The organism is Solwaraspora sp. WMMA2080, assembly GCF_027497395.1.
GTDB lineage: Bacteria > Actinomycetota > Actinomycetes > Mycobacteriales > Micromonosporaceae > Micromonospora_E.
Genome location: NZ_CP114910.1, coordinates 4,922,724 through 4,941,023, shown reverse-complemented (window position 1 = coordinate 4,941,023; position 18,300 = coordinate 4,922,724). Strand labels below are relative to the sequence as shown.

Genomic DNA, 18,300 nt, shown 5'->3' with positions numbered 1-18,300 from the left:
GACGACACCTGCTGCGATCGGCAAGGATCCGACCGCAGAGCAGCGGAGGTGGCGATACTCACGGGGTACGCAATGATCGTCACTCCGACAGTGGCGTCGGTCACCGGAGCCGCCCAACGTCGGACGATCACGTGCAAGACTGGTGGGTCGGCCAGAAGGGGGATACCGACAGTGAACAACGGACCACTTATCGTCCAGTCAGACAAGACCTTGCTGCTTGAGATCGACCACCCGGACGCCACCGCGTGCCGGATGGCGATCGCCCCGTTCGCCGAGCTGGAGCGCTCGCCCGAGCACGTTCACACGTACCGGCTCACCCCGCTCGGTTTGTGGAACGCCCGCGCCGCCGGGCACGACGCCGAGAGCGTCGTCGACGCGCTGCTGAAGTTCTCCCGCTACCCGGTGCCGCACGCGCTGCTGGTCGACGTCGCCGACACCATGGACCGGTACGGCCGGCTGCAGCTGGCCAACGACCCCGCGTACGGGCTGGTGCTGCGGACCACCGACCGGGCCGTACTGACCGAGGTGACCAAGAGCAAGAAGCTCGCCGGCATGTTCGGCGACAAGATCGACGACGACACGGTGGCGGTGCACCCGTCCGAGCGGGGCCGGCTCAAGCAGGGCCTGCTCAAGCTCGGCTGGCCGGCCGAGGACCTGGCCGGCTACGTCGACGGCGAGGCGCACCTGATCGAGCTGGACACCGCCGGCGCCGACGGGCGTCCCGGCTGGTCGCTGCGCTCCTACCAGCAGGAGGCGGTCGAGCAGTTCTGGGCCGGCGGCTCCGGAGTGGTGGTTCTGCCCTGCGGCGCCGGCAAGACGCTGGTCGGCGCGGCCGCGATGGCCGAGGCCAAGGCGACCACCCTGATCCTGGTCACCAACACGGTCGCCGGCCGGCAGTGGAAGCGGGAGCTGGTCGCCCGCACCTCGCTGACCGCCGACGAGATCGGCGAGTACTCCGGCGAGCGCAAGGAGATCCGCCCGGTCACCATCGCCACGTACCAGGTGCTGACCTCGCGCCGTAAGGGCGCCTTCACCCACCTCGACCTGTTCAACGCCCGCGACTGGGGCCTGGTGATCTACGACGAGGTGCATCTGCTGCCGGCGCCGATCTTCCGGTTCACCGCCGATCTGCAGGCCCGCCGCCGGCTCGGCCTGACCGCCACCCTGGTCCGCGAGGACGGCCGGGAAGGCGACGTCTTCTCACTGATCGGGCCGAAACGCTACGACGCGCCGTGGAAGGACATCGAGGCGCAGGGCTGGATCGCCCCGGCCGAATGCGTCGAGGTCCGGGTCACCCTCACCGACGCGGAACGGATGGGGTACGCGGTCACCGAGACCGAGGAGCGGTACCGGGCGGCGGCCACCGCGCGTACCAAGCTGCCGGTGGTCAAGGCGCTGGTCGACCGGCACCACGGTGACCAGGTGCTGGTCATCGGGGCGTACATCGACCAGCTGCACCAGCTCGGCGAGTTCCTGGGCGCGCCGATCGTGCAGGGCTCCACCACCAACAAGGAGCGGGAACGGCTGTTCGACGCGTTCCGCAACGGTGAGATTCCCACGCTGATCATCTCCAAGGTCGGGAACTTCTCCATCGACCTGCCGGAGGCGGCGGTGGCGATCCAGGTGTCCGGCACGTTCGGCTCCCGGCAGGAGGAGGCACAACGGCTCGGCCGGGTGCTGCGACCCAAGGCCGACGGCCGGCAGGCGCACTTCTACACCGTGGTCTCCCGGGACACCATCGACACCGAGTACGCCGCGCACCGGCAGCGGTTCCTCGCCGAGCAGGGGTACGCGTACACGATCGTCGACGCCGACGACGTCCTCGGCCCGGCCCTACCCTGACCCTTGTCGGCGGTCCGGGACCGGCGGCCCGACGGTCAGCAGGTCGGCGAGCAGGTCGCCGTACTCGGCGAGCCGGTCCAGCACCTCGGCGGCGGTGAACTGGCGGACGACGCCCGGCTCGCCGGCCGCCGCGGCCTCCACCTCCGGCCAGGTCAGCGGCGCGGAGGCGGCCGGCACCGGGCCGGCCCGCAGCGAGTACGGCGCCACCGTCGTCTTCGCCGCGTGGTTCTGGCTCCAGTCGATGAAGACCCGGCCGGGGCGCAGCCGCTTGGCCATCTTCGACGTGATCGTCTTCGGTGCGCGGCGTTCCAGCTCCTCGGCGACCCGCTTCACGTAGCCGGAGACGACGTCGGCCGGCTGCCCGGCCGACACCGGCGCGCCGAGCTGCATGCCCTTGCGGCCGGAGGTCTTCGGGAAGCAGGCGATGCCGTCGTCGGCGAACCGGTCGCGGATCAGCACCGCGACCGCGCAGCACTCCTCGATCCCGGCCGGCGCCCCCGGGTCGAGGTCGACGACCAGCAGGTCCGGGTCTGCGCCGACCCGCCACTGCGGGGTGTGCAGCTCCAACGCGGCCAGATTGGCCAGCCAGACCAGGGTGGGCAGGTCGTCGGCGACCACGAAGTCGAGCTCGTCGCGGCCCCGTGACGACCCGGGCGTCGGCAGCCGCTCGGTACGCACCCAGTCCGGGGTGCTGGCCGGGGCGTTCTTCTCGAAGAAGAACTGGCCGTCGACGCCGTTCGGGTAGCGGATCCGGGTGAGCGCCCGGTCGGCGAGGTGCGGCAGCAGCGCACCGGAGACCCGGGTGTAGTAGTCGATCACCTCGCCCTTGGTGAACCCGGCCGCCGGGTACAGCACCTTGTCCAGGTTGGACAGCTCCAGCGACCGGCCGGTGACGTCCACCCGGATCCGGCGCTCGCCCGCGCCGAGACCGCGGTCAGCCCGCATCGGCGTCCTCCTCGGTGACGTCGGTGGCCGGCACGTCCGGGCGGATCCGCAGGAACCGGGGGAACCGCAGCCGCCCGTCCGGGGTCTGCTGGCCGTACCGTACTTCGATCACCACCTCTGGGCGTACCCAGATCGCACCGCGGGCGTCCTCCCGGGGCAGCGCAGCGTCGAACGGCGACATGTCGGTGCGCAGCGGCTCCAACGCGGCCAGCAGGGCCCGCTCGGCAGCCGAGCCGATCCCGCCGCCGACCCGGCCGGTGAGCCGCAGTGCGCCGGTCGCCACTCCGGCCGCGTCCCGCACCGGTACGCCGACCAGCAGCCCACCGATCCGGCGGGCCCCGGGACGCCAGCCACCGACGACGAAGTCCCGGGTCAGCTCGATTTTCACCTTGACCCAGTCGGGGCTGCGGGCACCCGGCCGGTAGATCGCGTCGCGCCGCTTGGCGACCACGCCTTCCAGCCCGTGCTCGGCGGCGGCGGCCCGGGTCGCCGGCCCGTCGGTGAAGCTGGGCGGCACCGCCCACGCCGGCCCGGCCAGCCCGAGCGCTTCGAGGGCGTGCCGCCGGTCGTGGTACGGCCAGCCGGTCAGGTCGGCGCCGCGCAGCCGCAGCAGGTCGAAGATCATGTACGTGGCCGGCGCACCGGCGGCCAGTCGGGCCGCCCGCGCCGGATCCCGTACGTGCATCCGTTCGGCGAGCAGGGTGAACGACGGCCGGCCGGCGGCGTCGAGCAGCACCATCTCCCCGTCGAGCAGGGCGTCGTCCAGGGCGCGGGGCAGCCCGGACAGCTCCGGGTAGGCGATGGTGATCTCAGCACCGGACCGGGCGTACAGCCGCTGCCCCCCGCCGGATATATCGGCTAAAGCGCGCACGCCGTCCCATTTGAACTCGTACCACCAGCCGGGGCCTGTGGGCAGCTCCCCGGTCGTCGCGAGCATCGGCCGCAGCGGTCCACCCGGCACCCTGCCACTGTAAAACCAGCAACGAAGTGGTCGCGCTCAGTTCTGTCGGATGCGATCCTGGATCAACACCGGGCCGACCTGGCGATCTTGACCTTGGGGAAGGGCGGGACAGGTCGGCGGCCGCCGGTGGTGGCGAAGGGGATCAGCCATGCGCGCGATCTGGAAAGGCGCGGTGTCGTTCGGCCTCGTGTCGATCGGGGTACGCCTGTACTCCGCCACCGAGGAGAAGGACATCCGGTTCCACCAGGTGCACCGGGAGGACGGCGGGCGCATCCGGTACAAGCGGGTCTGCTCGGTCGACGGCGAGGAGGTCAGCTACGACGACATCGCCAAGGGCTACGACCTCGGCGGCGGCGAGATGGTGATCCTCACCGACGAGGACTTCGCCGACCTGCCGTTGAGCACCTCCCGGGCGATCGACGTACTGGAGTTCGTGCCGGCCGACCAGGTCGACCCGATGCTCTACAACAAGGCCTACTACCTGGAGCCGGAAGGCACCGCGACCAAGCCGTACGTGCTGCTGCGCGACGCGCTGGCCGACTCTGACCGGGTGGCGATCGTCAAGGTCGCGATCCGGCAACGCGAGCAGCTCGCCACCCTGCGGGTACGCGACAACGTGCTGGTGCTCAACACGATGCTCTGGCCGGACGAGATCCGCCAGGCGTCGTTCGGCTTCCTCGACGACGACATCCAGGTCCGCCCGCCGGAGCTGGCGATGGCCGCCTCGCTGATCGACTCGATGGCCGGCGAGTTCGCTCCGGACGAGTACACCGACGACTACCGGGCGGCACTGCAGGAGGTCATCGACGCCAAGGTGGAGGGCCGGGAGATCGTCGCCCCGGAGGAGGAAGAGGAGGCACCGGCCGCCGCGGTCGACCTGATGGCCGCACTGCGCGCCTCGGTCGAGCGGGCCCGGGTGGCGCGCGGGGAAGCCGCTGGCGAAGCTTCGGACGAGGCTGCTGGCAAGGACCGGGAGCCCGCCGAGCCGACCCCGATCACCTCGGCCAAGTCGGCCAAGGCCGCCGCCGCTCCTGCGGCGAAGAAGGCGGCCCCGGCCAGGAAGACGGCCCCGGCGAAGAAGGCGGCGGCCGCCGAGCAGAAGAAGACCACCGCCAAGAAGGCCCAGCCGGAGAAGAAGACCGACGCCCGCAAGGCCGCAGCAAAGAGCACCGGTCAGAAAACCGGCGGTACGCAGAAGTCAGGTGCCCGCAAGACCGCCACGAAGAAGACCGCTGACCGCAAATCCGCCTGAACCGCCCAACTCCGGGACCTCCCCGGGGCAGACACGAGTTTCAGCTTGATGCACCTGTGGCATCAAGCGTCAGCGGCTCGGGGCGACCCAGAATCGGCAGCCGACCTGGTCCAGATGCGCGGCCACCACCTGCCCGGCGTGCGCGGCGGCCAGCTCGGTGAGCTGCCCGACGATGTCCGGCACGGCCGGCGGCGCCAACTGCTGCGGCACCGGGATCGGCCGCGCCGGGTCGGCCGGCAGCGACTCGACCACCGCCAGCTCCAGGTAGCGCAGGCAGCAGCCGATCGCCTGCGGCACGCTACGGCTCAACGGCTCGTCCACCGGCTCCAGCTCATCCACCGGCGCCTTCCCACCGGCCGGGTTCGTCCCGCCGGCCGCAGTGCTGGTCACCGGCAAGGCCTCGACGCCCCAGAGCAGGTCGTGCACCACCATCGGATCGTCAACGTACGGCCGCATGTCCCGGGCGGTCACCCGCAGCGCCAGACCGAGCCCGACCACCAGCGCGGCGAACACGTCGAACGCCGGCAGTTCGGCCCAGTCGGTGGCGTGCACCAGCAGGCGGGCACCGGGTCGACCGGCGGCGGCAGCCCGCAGGTACCGCCGGATCGGGTCCGGCCCGTCGCCGAGCACCGGCACCACCCCGTCGCGCAGCTCCTGCGGGACCACCCGCTCGCCGGTCAGGTCGAGCAGGTCCACCGGCCGTACGCCGAACACCCCGGCCAGCCGGCCCAGCCGGAACCGTTCCGGCAGCCGCACCACCGGCAGCCCACCCGATGCGATGACGGACGCACCGGCCGCTGGACCGGTGGTGCGGCTCGGCCGCCATTCGACGTGCGTCGCCCGGTCCCGAAGATTGGTGACGGTGACGACGGCAGCGTCGAACTGCCGGCCGTGGCCACCGCACCGCCGGCAGGTCAGCACCGGGTGCCGCCAGCCGGTGGCGTGACAGTCCGGGCACGGCACACTCGGGATCGGCTCGCCGAACCACGGCGGCAGCGGCGGCTGCCAGGTCCGGCGCAGCACCGGGGCCAGTTCGGGGATCGCCGGCCGAGGGCCCGGGATCCGGCACAGCGACGTGTGCCGCCAGCGGCGGTCCCGCCAGATGGCCTGCGCCCCGGCGGTCCACTCCCCCGCGCCGGCCGGGACCGGCGGCGGCGTACCGCAGTCCTGGACGATCCGGCGCTCCAGCCGATCGACGTCGATCCCGTCGGGCGGCGCCGCCGACCGCAGCGCCGGCAGCAGGAAGTGCGCCGGTGCGGTCAACGACCGTTCGGCCAGCCCGGCCAACGCGTCCGCCACGGCGGTACCGTCGACGGCGGCGGGCAGGCTCGCGGCGTACCCGCGCTGGTCACGGGGCACGGCCGCGCCGGGCGTCTCGAACCTGATGTCCCAGTTGAGATCGGCCGCGAACACCCCCCACCGGGCCTCGAGGACCAGGTCGAGGCAGAGCAGGTCGGCCAGCGCGCACAGCCGGCCCAACGATTCGTCGACGCTGACCGGCGGCTCAGCCAACGTACGCCCGAAGTGGATCGACCAGGCCGGGTGGCCGGGACCGGTGTGCGCCGCCGCGAGCCCGGCGGCCCGCTCGGCGTCCGGCAGGTCCGGCCGCCAGGTCGACGGCAGGGTCAGCACCGCATTGGCTCCCAGGGCAGCGGTGTGGTCCAGATAGCGCAGGTCACGCAGCGTCGACCGGTCGACCTTGACCTGCGCCGCCAGCTCATCACGCACCGGCCACAGTGGTATCTCCCAGCCGCCGTGCGGCGCCGGCTCCGGCTCGATGTCGCCGGGCATCACGCTGGTGGAGGCGACCGCGCCGGTGTCCAGGTTCGCGACGGTCAGCACCAGTTGGGTACGCGGCCCGGCGGTCATGCGTACATCCGGGTCTGGGAGGACTGCCATTCGCGCAGCGCCAGCTTGATCCGCAGGTTCTCGTCGTCGGTGCGCCGCAGGTCGTCGCGCAGGGCGGTCAGGTCCTCCGCGACGTAGTGCAGGAAGGCGTACACCTCGGCGGGGTCGAGGCCGCGCCGCACTTCGCGGAACCGGCGGTCGCGGACCTGGCCGGGGTGGATCCGGGGCCGCAGCGGCGGCCGGCGGAACACTCCGGCGTTGCGGGGCCGCCGGTGCTGCGATGGCTCGACCAACGGGTGCATTCGCCGGCCTGGTCGGTTGAAGATCCGGTGGAGAAGGTTGCGCATCGTCGGGGTTCCCCTTCGGTCAGGAGTACGCCGGCAGCTGGTGCCGCCGACGCGATGCCGCGCTGGTGCTGTGCCTGATCTGCTCCCGGTGCTGGTGCTGCGTATCTGTGTGCTTGGACGGGGCGACCCGCCGGCCGGGAAGGCCGAAGCGGGAGGACTCGCAGCCGACGGGTCGCCCCAGCTCCGGCGGTCGCAGCCTCGTTCGGCGAGTACGACCCCGGAGCGGCTCATTCTGGATCTCCGCTGCTCACGGGTTTACGGGTTTCGCGGGGATTTGCTCGGGTAGGGCGGTCGGGACGGGCAGGCCGCGCGCCACCACCCCGCCCCGACCAGGGCACGAGCACCCCGTCGTTGCCACGCGAGGAGCGCCCGCAGAGAGCAACTTATATGAGGAAGCCAAGTAACTCAAGTTCCATTGCTCGCACACTTTCCTTGTGATCAAATTGGAGTCGCCACGCGAGGAGCCCTCGACAAGCAGGAGCGTCATGCCTGCCAAGCCTGACTACCTGCGGATCGCCGACGAGATCATGGCGGACATCCGCGCAGGTAAGTACGCACCCGGCGACAAGCTGCCGTCGATCGCCGAGTTCTGCAGGATCTACACGGTCAGCCCGTCCACCATGCAACTGGTGCACATACGGCTCGAAGCCCTTGAGGTGATCCGCCGCCACCAGGGCAAGGGCATCTTCGTCACCGATCCGGCGACGTGGATGCGCAAGCCGTAAATTCTCGACCGGTCACCGTGACCTGCCGCCTGCGTCTCGTCAGGCATCCGCGGACCGATGATCCACTGCGCTTCATCGACTCGACACGCCGACGGCCCGCCAGAAGGCGCGCATCCGATCACCGCGCCTTAGAGCACGAAGCCCGGCCATCAACCCGTCCCGGGTAGCCGGCACATACACACACCCCCTCCTTGACTAGTCGACCGTCCGCGTCTGCCGGCCACCCGGCGATGCAATACCACCTGCTCAGCCGCCGCCCGATCCGTTTTGCCGAACCAACCGGAGACGACCACGGCTCGACCTACCTTAGTAACTAGGCCAGGTTTACCCCTGACTTGTTGAAGCTTGCCGAGCTATTGCAGTAACTAAAGTAAGTCCGGCATGATCGGAGGTGCCGAACCAACTGGAGACACCTCACATGCCTACAGCCCAACCACCGTTCCGGCGCATGGCCGCCGACATCACCGAGATGATCAAGTCCGGTGCACTCGCGCCCGGAGACAAACTCCCATCCACTGCCGAGCTCGCCGACAAGTACGGCGTCAGCAAGGGCACGGCCTACCGAGCGCTGTCGCTGCTCCACGAACGTGACCTGATCATCGGCCAGCCAGGCCGCGGCACCTACGTTGCCGACCACTCGACCGGCTAGCCCGACGCCAACCCCGGCCAGGGCGAACCGCCCTGGTCAGACTCGCCCACCCGACTCCACTCTCGCCCTCAGTGACCACCAACGCCGACACGGACGGCCAAACACCGCACCCTCGGTCTCGAGTTGAAGCTGACGCACGTTATCCCGCCGGGTTGACGTACATCAGCTTCAACTCGCGGCGAGCGGAGTGGACAACGACCGACCGACCGTCACCGTCGGCGAAGAGCGTCCCGGCAACGCGGCACACATACGACGCAGTCCAGACATCTCACCAAGCAGCCGACCAAGCACCGCCACTGATCCACTGTGTCTACCAGTAGACCGTCCCCGTAGCGGACAGACGGTAGCCTCCACATCACCGGAAGGCGCAACACGTCGCGGATTGCGTCACCCTCGTCTGGACGGATGCCTACATGTCGGTCAACGATGTCAAGGTGCGTATCGGGCTGGCCATCGAAGCCGCCGAGGAGGCCAAGAAGCTCATCGAGCAGCTTGCGGAAGTCGCGGCGGAAGCGGGTGACCTGGCGCTGCGCACCGTACACGACAGCCAGCACGACTGCGTCAACGAAGGCCGGGAGCACTTCAAGGCAGCGATCAGGGAGGTTGAGCTGACCATCCGTCGGATCGATGCGTGTGTCGAGCATGCCCGGGTGTACCGGAGGGAACTCGGGTGACCCTGGCTGACGTGGTCGCACAGCTCCGTACCGCCGTCGAGCGACTGGACCAAGCCGCCGCAGGAGCTACTCGCGCCCAAGCGGACCTGGCCCAGGCGCACCGGCACCTCGACGAAGCCGGCACCGGGTCCGACCACAGTGAGATCCGGGGTGCCGTCGACGATGCCGCGATGGCGGCGGCCAAGGCCGGCCGACTCGGCAACCTGCTCGCCAAGTCGGCAGAGGCGTTCTCCAGGTACGGCAACCACATCATGCCCGGCTCGATGCCCGTCGGCCGAGCCAACCCGGATACCAGCCTGCCCTCCGGCGAGGAGATCGTCGCCAGCACCGCACGCCCGAAGAGCTGGCACCGACGAATCGCCAAGAAGAGTGTTGAGAATGCCGAGACCGCCGGCGACGTGACCGGAAAGATAACGGATGCGATAACCCAGCTTGGACCGAAGGGAACCACATCCACGGTACAACATCCCTCGACGCCCGGGCCCTCCAACCAAAGCCCCGGTTACGCTGAATCCGCCGAGTCCGCCGCAATTGTACTCGCGGCAACGCTTGCCCTTATCCTGAAGAAGCTCGACGATAGGAAGTCTCGGAGGCGGAACATTGACGACTGACCGCGAGCCGTACCTGGAACTCCTCCGGGAGCTTACCCACGGCGACCCAGCTGCCTATCGGGAGCGCTGCCGGCAGCTTGACGAAGCAGGGTGGCAGGAGCTCGGGCTTGTGCTCGGAGCAGCGTTTTTCCTCGCTGCACGCGAGCGACTCGGGGACCGGACAACCAGGGGCGAGGTTATTCGCCTGGTCGCCGAGGTTCGCAGCAAGTTCGCGGAGACCACGCTGAATCTTGATCCGGAGCTGGCCGAGAAAATGCTGATCTCGGCTCTGACCGGCGAAACCGGCGACGTTGAGGACGCTGAGCAGGGCGCACTACTTGAAACCGAACTCGTCGTGCTGTGGCATCTACTCTCGGACGCACCAGCAGACAAGTTGGACCGCTTCCTCGCTGAGGTCGACCAGCTCGCGGAGGAGTGGAGTGAAGAAGATTAGTCCAGGGGCGGTTGCCCTGGTACGGGCGTTGCTCGCCCTCGACCACGACGCAGACAGGCCGTCCGCCCAGGAAGATGTTCCGCCCGAGGACCAGCTCGGGGCGGCAGCACTCTTCACCTCCTTGTTCGTCCTCGCCGTGCAACGGCAGTACCCGGAGGGTGCCAGCCGCAGCGAGATCATCCGCTTCGTCGCGGAGCTTCGCACCGCCCTTCCCGCGAGCACGTCGGTCGATGCGCGGGCGGCCGAGGGGATGATCACCTCCGTGGTGGACGCGAAGCGCCGGGAGGAGATCCCGCCGGATGTGGCGGCGGAGTCGGTGATGGAGGTCATCCAGTATCTTCTCGCCCCAGCCAAGATCGGCACAGACGAGCTGGAAGCAGTCTTTGCGCGGGCCATCGCGTACGCCGAGGAGCACGGCCTCGACGCTCAGCTGAGAGTGGAAGAGTCCTACGGGAGCCAGCCCTGATCCAACATCAGGCGCTTCCGATCACCGCGCTCGGACTACGACCGAGACCGCCGCCCTCGTCAGACCCGCACGCCGAACTCAGGCTTACCTACCCGGCTTCACTTTCACTCTCAGTGGCTACCGATGCCAGGACGGGCGGTCAACATCGGACCTTCGCGTCGAGGTGAGGCTGACGCACGTTACTCCGCGGTTTGACGTGCGTCAGCCTCACCTCGACATAAGCGGAGTGGGCACCACTCTGCACCGTTGACGGTCAGTGACGCGGAGTCCCGTCAGATAGGGAGCAGATACCGCGTAAGCCACGTTCCCGACGCTCGGGGCAGGCACCGGGCGGCCATACCCAGCGCGCCGTCACACCCGTTGTACATTGACAGTCACTGATGTAACGATGAGGGTGCCTACAGTGGCCTGGGCCGGCGGACAACTGTGGGACCGTCCGTCCTGCCGGCCCAGCTAGGTCGGCACGGGTTCCTGGGATCAAGGGAGACCAGCCCCCATGTCGTTGTCGTCCACCCCACCGACGCGTCACCGTACCGATGAAGTGCCCCGCAGCCGCCGACGGACCTCGTGGTGGCGGGCCGCGTGGTGGCGGGCCGCGGCCGGCGTCGCCGCCGCGATGCTTCTCGCCACCAGCGGTACGACGGCGGCCAGCGCCCCGGCACACGCGGCCGGCACGACCGCCGGGGCCGCCACCAGTGCCAGATGCCTGACGGTGACAATCGAGAGCAGCTACTGGAACAACGGCCCGGACAGCGGTGGCGTCTTCCGCGACATCACCATCACCAACACCTGCGCCACGGCGGTCACCGGCTGGAAACTGGTCCTGACGCTGCCGGCCGGCGAAACGGTCCAGCAGGGCTGGAACGCCAACTGGACCCTGGACGGCAAAACCCTCACTGCCGCTCCGACGACGTGGAACAACGTCATCGCCGCCGGCAGATCGGTCGAGATCGGATACGTCGGTGCCTGGACCGGCGACCGACCGCAGGATCCGGGCTGCACCATCAACGGCGACCCGTGCGACGGCAACCAACCCGGGCCGGGGCCGGCACCCGAGGTGACGCTGACCAGTCCGGTCCACAACAGCTACCTGGTGTCAGTCTGCGCCATCCGGATGACCGCCGACGCCAGCACCAAGACCGGGACGATCGAACGGGTCGAGTTCCACATCAACGACCAGCTCGTCGGCAGCGACACGACGGCCCCGTACGGCATCGACATTCCACCCGACCACCCGGCGCTGCGCGACGGCGACACCAGTGACGGCTTCCCACGGCACACCGCCTTCGCTCGGGTCGTCACCGTCTCGCCGGCGGACACCGCCGACTCGGCGACGATCACCTTCAGCCAGGCCGCGCCGCCACCGGCGCTGATGGTGATCGCCTGTCCGTCGCAGGTGGAGGTGCCGGCCGGTGGCTCAGCGACCATGACGTTCGTGACCGTCTGCGCCGCCACCCCGGCGCTGCACCTGACGGTGACCGGCGACCCCGGAGTCAGCGTCACCCCGACGGTCACCCGGCCCGGCAGCACGGAACACCCGGTCACCATCACCGCCGCACCCGGCAGCGCCGGAGCCGTAGCCCAGGTCAGGGCGACGGCCGACACCGGCTCGTGTCTGCCGGCCACAGCAACGGTCACCGTCGGCCCGCCCGGGTGACGGCTCGGAACCACCCTGGGCGGTGTGCGGCACGCTGGTGAGGTGACCCGCCACCGCGCTGCCCCGCCCCGGGTGGTGGCCGTGATCGGCTACCCGGACGCCGAGTTGCTGGATATCGCCTGCCTGACGACGACGTTCGACTATGCCAACCGGGGCGCAGACCCGCCGTACGAGCTGGTGGTCGCCGCCCCGGCAGGGCGGCCGATCAGCTGCCAGTCCGGGTTGACGCTGCACGCCCAGGCCGCGCTCGAACGGCTTCACGGCCCGCTCGACTCGGTCATCGTGTCGGGCGGGGAGGGGCATCTCGCCGCCGCCGGGGACTCCCGGCTGGTCGCCCACGTACGGCGGCTGGCCCGGGAGTCCCGCCGGGTCGCCTCGGTCTGCACCGGCGCGTCGGTGCTGGCCGCCGCCGGGCTGCTGGACGGGCGGCGGGCCACCACCCACTGGATGTACGCCGACCAGCTCTCCGCCCGCCACCCCGCCGTACGGGTGGACGCCCGTCCGCTGTGGATCCGCGACGGCGTGGTGACCACGGCGGCCGGTGTCACCAGCGCCCTCGATCTCGCTCTGGCCTTCGTCGAGGAGGACCACGGCGCGGAGCTGGCCCGCCACGTCGCCCGCGCACTGGTCACCTACCTGCAACGACCGGCCAACCAGGCCCAGGTCAGCATGTTCCTGGCCGCCCCGGTCCCCGAGCACAGCCTGGTCCGCGACCTGGTCCGGGCGATCCGGGACGCGCCCCACGCCGACCTGAGCGTGCCGGCGCTCGCCGCCCGGGCGGCGGTCAGCGAACGTCACCTCACCCGGCTGTTCGTCGCCCACCTGGGGCAGAACCCGGCCAGCTTCGTCCGAGGCGTACGGACCGAGGCGGCGGCCCACCTGCTGGTCACCAGCCGGCTACCGCTGACCGCGATCACCGCCCGGTGCGGCTTCGGCTCCACCGACGCACTTCGTCAGTCCTTCATGGACCGATACGGCATCACCCCGTCCGGTTACCGGGCCGCGTACCGCAGCAGCCTCGCCCGCGCGGCGGACGACCCACCCGGGTCAGCCGAGTCAGCCGGGTCAGCCGGGTCAGCCGGGTCAGCCGGAAACGGTGCCGGTCGCGGCGAGGGCCAGGAAGCCGAGTCCTAACGGAACGTCCAGCAGAACGCAGAACTCGGCCAGCGACCTGGGCACCACCTCGTCACGCCGGTGGTGGATGACGTCCCAGACACCGTGTGCGGCCAACGCCAGCCCGGCCAGCACCATCCCGACCGCCGGCACGACCAGCACCGCAGTGACCGCCAGCCCGCCGTAGCCGAGCAGCGCGACCGTCTGCGCGGTGAGCGGCACCCTCGGTACGCCGCCGACCAGGCCGCCAGCTACCAGCGCCACAGCGACGACGCCGAGGCCGGCCCACCACGGCAGGCCGGCCAGCTCACTCGCCGCGACCACCAGCGAGCCGGCGGCGATGCCGACCCAGGCCATCCAGCGCCGCTGGGTCGCGGCGGCGGTGAGGTAGCAGAGCACGGCGACACCGAGCACGATCGCCAGGACCTCACGCCCGGCCCCGGCCACCAGCACCAGTACGGCACACCCCAGGCCGAGCGCGCTCGGCCAGCGGTGCAGCAGATTCGAGGTCATACCGATCACGGTGCCGGGGCCGGCGGCGGGTGACGAGGCTACGGTCACGGCCTGTCCGGATTCCCGGGCATCGTGTCCGCTGAACCCGCAGGGCAGCGAAAGCGGAACGTCACAGAGCCGCCCGGCCGAGGCGCTGCCGCCCGGCCTATCCGGCGTCGCCCGGCGTGCCGGCGTCGCCGTCCAGGAACGGGTAGTCGGTGTAGCCGCGGGCGTCACCGCCGTACACCGTCGCCTGGTCGACCTCGTTGAGCGGAGCCTGCTCACGCCAGCGGCGTACCAGGTCGGGGTTGGCGATGAACGGCCGACCGACCGCGACGGCCGCCGCTTTCCCGCCGCGTACCAGGGTCTGCGCGGTTTCCCGGTCGGTGACCGACGCGAACCCGGTGTTGACCACGACCGGGCCGCCGAACCGGGCCGACAGGTCCGCGAGCAGCGGATCGGCCGGGTCGATCGACAGGTGCAGGAAGGCCAGGCCGAGCGGGGCGATCGCGTCGACCAACGCCCGGTAGGTGGCGGCGGTCTCGGCCGGATCTTCCTCGACCAGGCCGTTGGCGCCGTTGGCCGGGGAGAGCCGCAGCCCGACCCGTTCCGGGCCGATCTCCTGGGCGACGGCGGTGACCGTCTCGGCGACGAACCGGGCACGGGCGGCCGGCGAACCGCCGTACCCGTCGGTGCGCTGATTGGTCGGCGGGGCGAGAAACTGGTGCAGCAGGTAGCCGTTGGCGCCGTGCAGCTCGACCCCGTCGAGGCCGGCGTCGACGGCCGACCGCGCCGCCTGCCGGAACTCGTCGACCACCTGCGGAAGCTCGTCGGTGGTCAGGGCGCGGGGCGTCGGGTACGGCTGCCTACCGGTGGCCGTGATCATGGTGCCGTCGGCGGCGACGGCGCTCGGCGCGACGGTCTCCTGCCCGTGCTTGTTGTCCGGGTGGGCGATCCGGCCGGCGTGCATCAGCTGGGCGACGATCCGCCCGTCGGCGGCGTGCACCGCGTCGGCGATCCGCCGCCAGCCGTCGACCTGCTCGGGTGTGTGCAGGCCGGGGGTGTTCGGGTAGCCCTTGCCCGACGGCGCTGGGCTGCACCCCCTCGGTGATGATCAGGCCGGCGGTGGCCCGCTGCTGGTAGTAGGTGGCGGCGTGCTCGTTGGGTACCCCGTCGGGCTGCGCCCGGTTGCGGGTCATGGGTGCCATGAAGACCCGGTTGGGCAGGTTCCACTTGCCGATGGTCACCGGCTCGAACAGCTCAGGCATGGTCAGGTCTCCCCAGGAGGTGGTGAATGGTCAGAAGGCGTACGGGCGTCAGAAGGCGTACGGGCCGAATCGGCCCCAGGCGACGACGGCGGCCATCGCCAGGAGGACCAGGTTGGGCAGAATCGCCGGGTACTCCTTGCGCCGGGCGTGCACGATCGCGGCGCCGATCATCATCGCGACCAGGCCGAGGGCGGCCAGCGGCACGAACACCGGGGCGATCCCGGTGACCGCCGGCAGGATCAGGCCGATCGCGGCAAGGATCTCCAGCGCGCCGATGGTCCGCACCAGACCCATCGGGAAGTCGGCGGCGAAGCCCATCCCCTTCTCGACAAGCTTCTCTCTCGGTTGGCTGACCTTCATCAGCCCCGCGCCGAGAAACGCTGCGGCGAGCAGTCCGGCGAGCACCCAAAGAACGATGTTCATATCTGTCTCCGATGTCGGATCGCTTTAAGCTTGAAGCGAGGCTAGTCCGCGATGACTTCAAGCGTCAAGTGACGCAGCTCTCGTGATCACTTGACGCTTGAAGCTAGACTCGACGACATGGCCACCCCGACCGAGCAGCCGCACTGGCTCGACAAGGAGGAACTGGAGACCTGGTTCGCCCTCGTCGGCGTACTGGCCAGGCTGCCGGGCGCCCTCGACCGGCAGCTGCAGCGCGACGCCGGGATCAGCCACTTCGAGTACCAGGTGATGGCCGCACTGTCCGAGACGCCCGAGCGCACCATGCGGATGAGCCGGCTCGCCATGATCGCCGACGGGTCGTTGTCGCGGCTGTCGCAGGTGGTCACCCGGCTGGAGAAACGCGGCTGGGTCAGCCGTACGCCGGACCCGACCGACGGCCGCTACACCCTTGCGACGCTGACCGACGACGGCTGGGACAAGCTGGTCGCCACGGCCCCCGGGCACGTCGCCGAGGTGCGCCGACTCGTCTTCGACCCGATGACGAAGGCCCAGTGCCGGCAGCTACGCGACATCGGCCGACGCATCACCACCACCATCGACCCCGACGACTCCTGCCTACGCTAATTCAATGACTCATATTGATGACTTAGTAACCTCAGGTTCAGGCAGTTAAGTCAGCTATCCGATGTTGGACGAGGCCGTTCACCTCGGGTGAGCCTAAGCTACCCCCTCCACCGAGCGGACCCAGCCTAATCAACCGGGCCCGCTCGGCGAGAAAAAGGAGGACGCGACTGGTCAGGCGTGGAAGTGGATAATGCCTTTCAGTACGTTCGGCTCCTCCGGGCTCGGAAACTCCGTGCACTTCAAGGTAAACTCCACCGACAGTGCGACCGGTTGACCGGCGGTGTCGTAGACAAGTTCGTTGATGGTGAAGTTGCCGGTGGTCGGCCGGCAATAGAAGCGGTCCACCGACAAGCCGGGCCGTCCTGGATCCTGCTGCCCGACTGGTTGGGCCTGACGGTAGGTGCGGCCGACCTCGAACCGTTCGCCCGCTGGCGGCGAGAGTTCGACAACATCCTGCATACGGTCACCGGAAGCGCCGAAGCGGATCGAGTTGGTCCAGAAGCTCGACGCCCAGAAGGTGCTGGTCGCCCCCCGATAGCGGTGCGACTCTGGGGTTTCCGGCTGATCGTCGCTGAGCTTCCACTGGAACGACAGCGGCGTGGCCAGGTACTTCAGGTCACCGCGCCAGGCGGGATCCCCGGGCGAACAGCGTCGCAGGAACGACGCCTCCAGCGTGGTGATCACCCCGGCGGCGTCATAGGCGATTTGGTGGATGGTGAACTTGCCGTACACCTCGTTGCAGCCGCTCCCATTACGGCTGACGTCGAGACCGGGCGATCGTCCGCTCTGGAATCCAGCCCGCTCGGCGTTGGGGTAAATGCCGGGGTGCAGTTCCTGCCCGACCGGCGCGGCAAGCGAAATCGACCAGTACGTATTGCCGGCGGTCACATTAATCCGGTGGATACTGCCGTCCCTCAGCACCTGGAAGTGGGCATCGGGTTCAGTGATGAACCCGGTGGTGGGGTCGCTTACACCGTCCCAGTGCTCGATAGACCAGGACAGCGAGCTTTCGGCGACCGGCTCGGCGTTGGCTGGCGCGGCGACAACAAGTACGCCGATCATAGCCGTGATCGTGGCCAAGATCAACGTCCCCCGCGTACAGATTCTGGACACTGTGCTCCTTTCGTTCTACAAACTGATGTCCACACGACAGCGAAAGGCGAAGGAGGTCCTCACTGCGCCGATGAGACTCATCGCAACCCTGGATACTCGGCGGTGGTCACGGCCGCGGCGGTCAGCGGTGCCGTTGCGGTCGCCACCGCCACCGCCACCGCCACCGCTCGCCGCCGTACGCCTTTCGACGCGCGCCATCGACCCACGGCCATGCGGTCCTCCCCCGTGCGAGACCCTCAAGCTGAGTGGTCTGTGACGCTACGGGGTCGATTCCTGACTGTCAATGAAAGTCGATGGGGTAGCGGCGCGACGCAGCGACCAGCAGCTACAGTCCACGATAGACGTATGTAGTCGGATCGTCGTCGCTTGGACCGTAGTCTTCGAAGTCCATGTTGGCCACTGTCAGGTTGCCGTGCACGCTCAGCACCGTCTCAGGGAGCAGCCGAAACGGCTGGTCGCGGGTCGGCTCCACGAACCCGTCGTCGTCCTCGTCGTCCGGGACCTTGACGGCGAGCAGCGGCTGCTCGCCGCGCATGGTCACAGCATCGGCGACGAAGAACACCGCCGGGCTGTCGTCCGCCGCGAACGCAGCCAGGACCTCCTCGACAGTGGCGCCGTCGAAGGCCGGGTCGTCGACGACCGCCGCCGCAGGGAGGTCGGTGGAACGTACCGGGTCGTTGTTCAGCCGACGCAGAACCTGCTGCCAGGCCGCCTCGTCGGAGAAGTCAGTCCGCACCACGCACGGCTCGAACTCGACGTCATCGGTCCGGACGATCAGCGGACGGGTAGGCATCTCGGTTGGCTCCTTCGGATCGGCGTCTGCACCGGGCCCAACGCCGCAGAGACGTGAGCCGGATCGGCGGCATGGTAGCGGAATC

21 protein-coding genes and 1 pseudogene are annotated in these 18,300 nt (G+C 69.7%); 11 read left to right on the top strand and 11 right to left on the bottom strand.

Going from position 1 to position 18,300, the window contains the following annotated elements:
• Window positions 1–171 precede the first annotated feature (171 nt).
• Window positions 172–1,842, top strand: coding sequence for a DNA repair helicase XPB (locus O7543_RS22535; protein WP_281567204.1), 1,671 nt, complete (start codon window positions 172–174; stop codon window positions 1,840–1,842).
• Here O7543_RS22535 and ligD (O7543_RS22530) read toward each other — a convergent pair.
• Both ligD (O7543_RS22530) and ligD (O7543_RS22525) read right to left on the bottom strand, forming a co-directional pair.
• Complete coding sequence (gene ligD / locus O7543_RS22530; RefSeq protein ID WP_281552017.1) at window positions 1,834–2,787, bottom strand: non-homologous end-joining DNA ligase; 954 nt, start codon at window positions 2,785–2,787, stop codon at window positions 1,834–1,836. The two genes, O7543_RS22535 and ligD (O7543_RS22530), sit on opposite strands and share 9 nt — an antisense overlap.
• The gene (ligD, locus tag O7543_RS22525; protein ID WP_281567203.1) at window positions 2,777–3,748 is read right to left on the bottom strand and encodes a non-homologous end-joining DNA ligase; all 972 of its coding nucleotides are present in this window, start codon (window positions 3,746–3,748) and stop codon (window positions 2,777–2,779) included. Before ligD (O7543_RS22525) ends, ligD (O7543_RS22530) begins: the two co-directional genes overlap by 11 nt.
• 148 nt (window positions 3,749–3,896) lie before the next feature.
• Here ligD (O7543_RS22525) and O7543_RS22520 point away from each other — a divergent pair, with 148 nt between their 5' ends.
• Window positions 3,897–5,000 carry a Ku protein gene (locus tag O7543_RS22520; RefSeq protein WP_281552019.1) on the top strand — a complete coding sequence of 368 codons (1,104 nt, stop codon included), beginning with the start codon at window positions 3,897–3,899 and terminating at the stop codon, window positions 4,998–5,000.
• 69 nt (window positions 5,001–5,069) lie between these two features.
• Here the strand turns inward: O7543_RS22520 and O7543_RS22515 are convergent, their stop codons facing one another.
• Together O7543_RS22515 and O7543_RS22510 are read right to left on the bottom strand one after the other, a co-directional pair.
• Window positions 5,070–6,869, bottom strand: coding sequence for a hypothetical protein (locus O7543_RS22515; RefSeq protein WP_281552020.1), 1,800 nt, complete (start codon window positions 6,867–6,869; stop codon window positions 5,070–5,072).
• Window positions 6,866–7,195 carry a DivIVA domain-containing protein gene (locus O7543_RS22510; protein ID WP_281552021.1) on the bottom strand — a complete coding sequence of 110 codons (330 nt, stop codon included), beginning with the start codon at window positions 7,193–7,195 and terminating at the stop codon, window positions 6,866–6,868. The genes O7543_RS22515 and O7543_RS22510 overlap by 4 nt, the downstream gene beginning before the upstream one ends.
• Window positions 7,196–7,680: 485 nt before the next feature.
• On the opposite strand from O7543_RS22510, the gene O7543_RS22505 reads away from it, so the two are divergent.
• From O7543_RS22505 to O7543_RS22470, 8 genes are all read left to right on the top strand, one after another.
• A complete protein-coding gene (locus O7543_RS22505; protein WP_281552022.1) occupies window positions 7,681–7,920 on the top strand; it encodes a winged helix-turn-helix domain-containing protein in 240 nt (79 codons plus the stop codon).
• Window positions 7,921–8,338: 418 nt separating this feature from the next.
• Entirely contained in the window at window positions 8,339–8,569 is a 231-nt protein-coding gene (locus O7543_RS22500; RefSeq protein ID WP_281552023.1) for a GntR family transcriptional regulator, read from the top strand.
• A gap of 413 nt (window positions 8,570–8,982) precedes the next feature.
• On the top strand, window positions 8,983–9,243 hold the full coding sequence (locus O7543_RS22495) for a hypothetical protein (protein WP_281552024.1): 261 nt from the start codon (window positions 8,983–8,985) through the stop codon (window positions 9,241–9,243).
• Window positions 9,240–9,854 carry a hypothetical protein gene (locus tag O7543_RS22490; RefSeq protein WP_281552025.1) on the top strand — a complete coding sequence of 205 codons (615 nt, stop codon included), beginning with the start codon at window positions 9,240–9,242 and terminating at the stop codon, window positions 9,852–9,854. The genes O7543_RS22495 and O7543_RS22490 overlap by 4 nt, the downstream gene beginning before the upstream one ends.
• Window positions 9,844–10,287, top strand: a complete 444-nt coding sequence (locus O7543_RS22485; protein WP_281552026.1) for a hypothetical protein — start codon at window positions 9,844–9,846, stop codon at window positions 10,285–10,287. Before O7543_RS22490 ends, O7543_RS22485 begins: the two co-directional genes overlap by 11 nt.
• Window positions 10,274–10,753 carry a hypothetical protein gene (locus O7543_RS22480; RefSeq protein WP_281567202.1) on the top strand — a complete coding sequence of 160 codons (480 nt, stop codon included), beginning with the start codon at window positions 10,274–10,276 and terminating at the stop codon, window positions 10,751–10,753. Before O7543_RS22485 ends, O7543_RS22480 begins: the two co-directional genes overlap by 14 nt.
• Window positions 10,754–11,249: 496 nt before the next feature.
• Window positions 11,250–12,410, top strand: a complete 1,161-nt coding sequence (locus tag O7543_RS22475; protein WP_281567201.1) for a cellulose binding domain-containing protein — start codon at window positions 11,250–11,252, stop codon at window positions 12,408–12,410.
• A 42-nt stretch (window positions 12,411–12,452) separates the two neighbouring features.
• Window positions 12,453–13,544 (top strand): DJ-1/PfpI family protein, encoded by a 1,092-nt coding sequence (locus O7543_RS22470; protein ID WP_281552029.1) that lies wholly within the window; start codon window positions 12,453–12,455, stop codon window positions 13,542–13,544.
• Here O7543_RS22470 and O7543_RS22465 read toward each other — a convergent pair.
• From O7543_RS22465 to O7543_RS22450, 4 genes and pseudogenes are all read right to left on the bottom strand, one after another.
• Entirely contained in the window at window positions 13,494–14,036 is a 543-nt protein-coding gene (locus tag O7543_RS22465) for a hypothetical protein (protein WP_281552030.1), read from the bottom strand. The genes O7543_RS22470 and O7543_RS22465 overlap by 51 nt on opposite strands.
• A gap of 145 nt (window positions 14,037–14,181) precedes the next feature.
• A complete protein-coding gene (locus O7543_RS22460; RefSeq protein ID WP_281555742.1) occupies window positions 14,182–15,069 on the bottom strand; it encodes an alkene reductase in 888 nt (295 codons plus the stop codon).
• A gap of 109 nt (window positions 15,070–15,178) precedes the next feature.
• Window positions 15,179–15,223, bottom strand: a pseudogene (locus O7543_RS22455) (hypothetical protein); the annotation flags it as partial.
• A 108-nt stretch (window positions 15,224–15,331) separates the two neighbouring features.
• Window positions 15,332–15,706, bottom strand: coding sequence for a DoxX family protein (locus O7543_RS22450; RefSeq protein WP_281552031.1), 375 nt, complete (start codon window positions 15,704–15,706; stop codon window positions 15,332–15,334).
• A 117-nt stretch (window positions 15,707–15,823) separates the two neighbouring features.
• Between O7543_RS22450 and O7543_RS22445 the strand changes: the two genes are divergently transcribed.
• The gene (locus tag O7543_RS22445) at window positions 15,824–16,309 is read left to right on the top strand and encodes a MarR family transcriptional regulator (RefSeq protein WP_281552032.1); all 486 of its coding nucleotides are present in this window, start codon (window positions 15,824–15,826) and stop codon (window positions 16,307–16,309) included.
• Between the two features lie 171 nt (window positions 16,310–16,480).
• Here O7543_RS22445 and O7543_RS22440 read toward each other — a convergent pair whose 3' ends face one another.
• From O7543_RS22440 to O7543_RS22430, 3 genes are all read right to left on the bottom strand, one after another.
• Window positions 16,481–17,371, bottom strand: a complete 891-nt coding sequence (locus tag O7543_RS22440; protein WP_281552033.1) for a hypothetical protein — start codon at window positions 17,369–17,371, stop codon at window positions 16,481–16,483.
• Window positions 17,372–17,499: 128 nt separating this feature from the next.
• Window positions 17,500–17,634, bottom strand: a complete 135-nt coding sequence (locus tag O7543_RS22435; RefSeq protein ID WP_281552034.1) for a hypothetical protein — start codon at window positions 17,632–17,634, stop codon at window positions 17,500–17,502.
• Between the two features lie 113 nt (window positions 17,635–17,747).
• On the bottom strand, window positions 17,748–18,215 hold the full coding sequence (locus tag O7543_RS22430) for a hypothetical protein (protein ID WP_281552035.1): 468 nt from the start codon (window positions 18,213–18,215) through the stop codon (window positions 17,748–17,750).
• Between the last annotated feature and the right edge of the window lie 85 nt (window positions 18,216–18,300).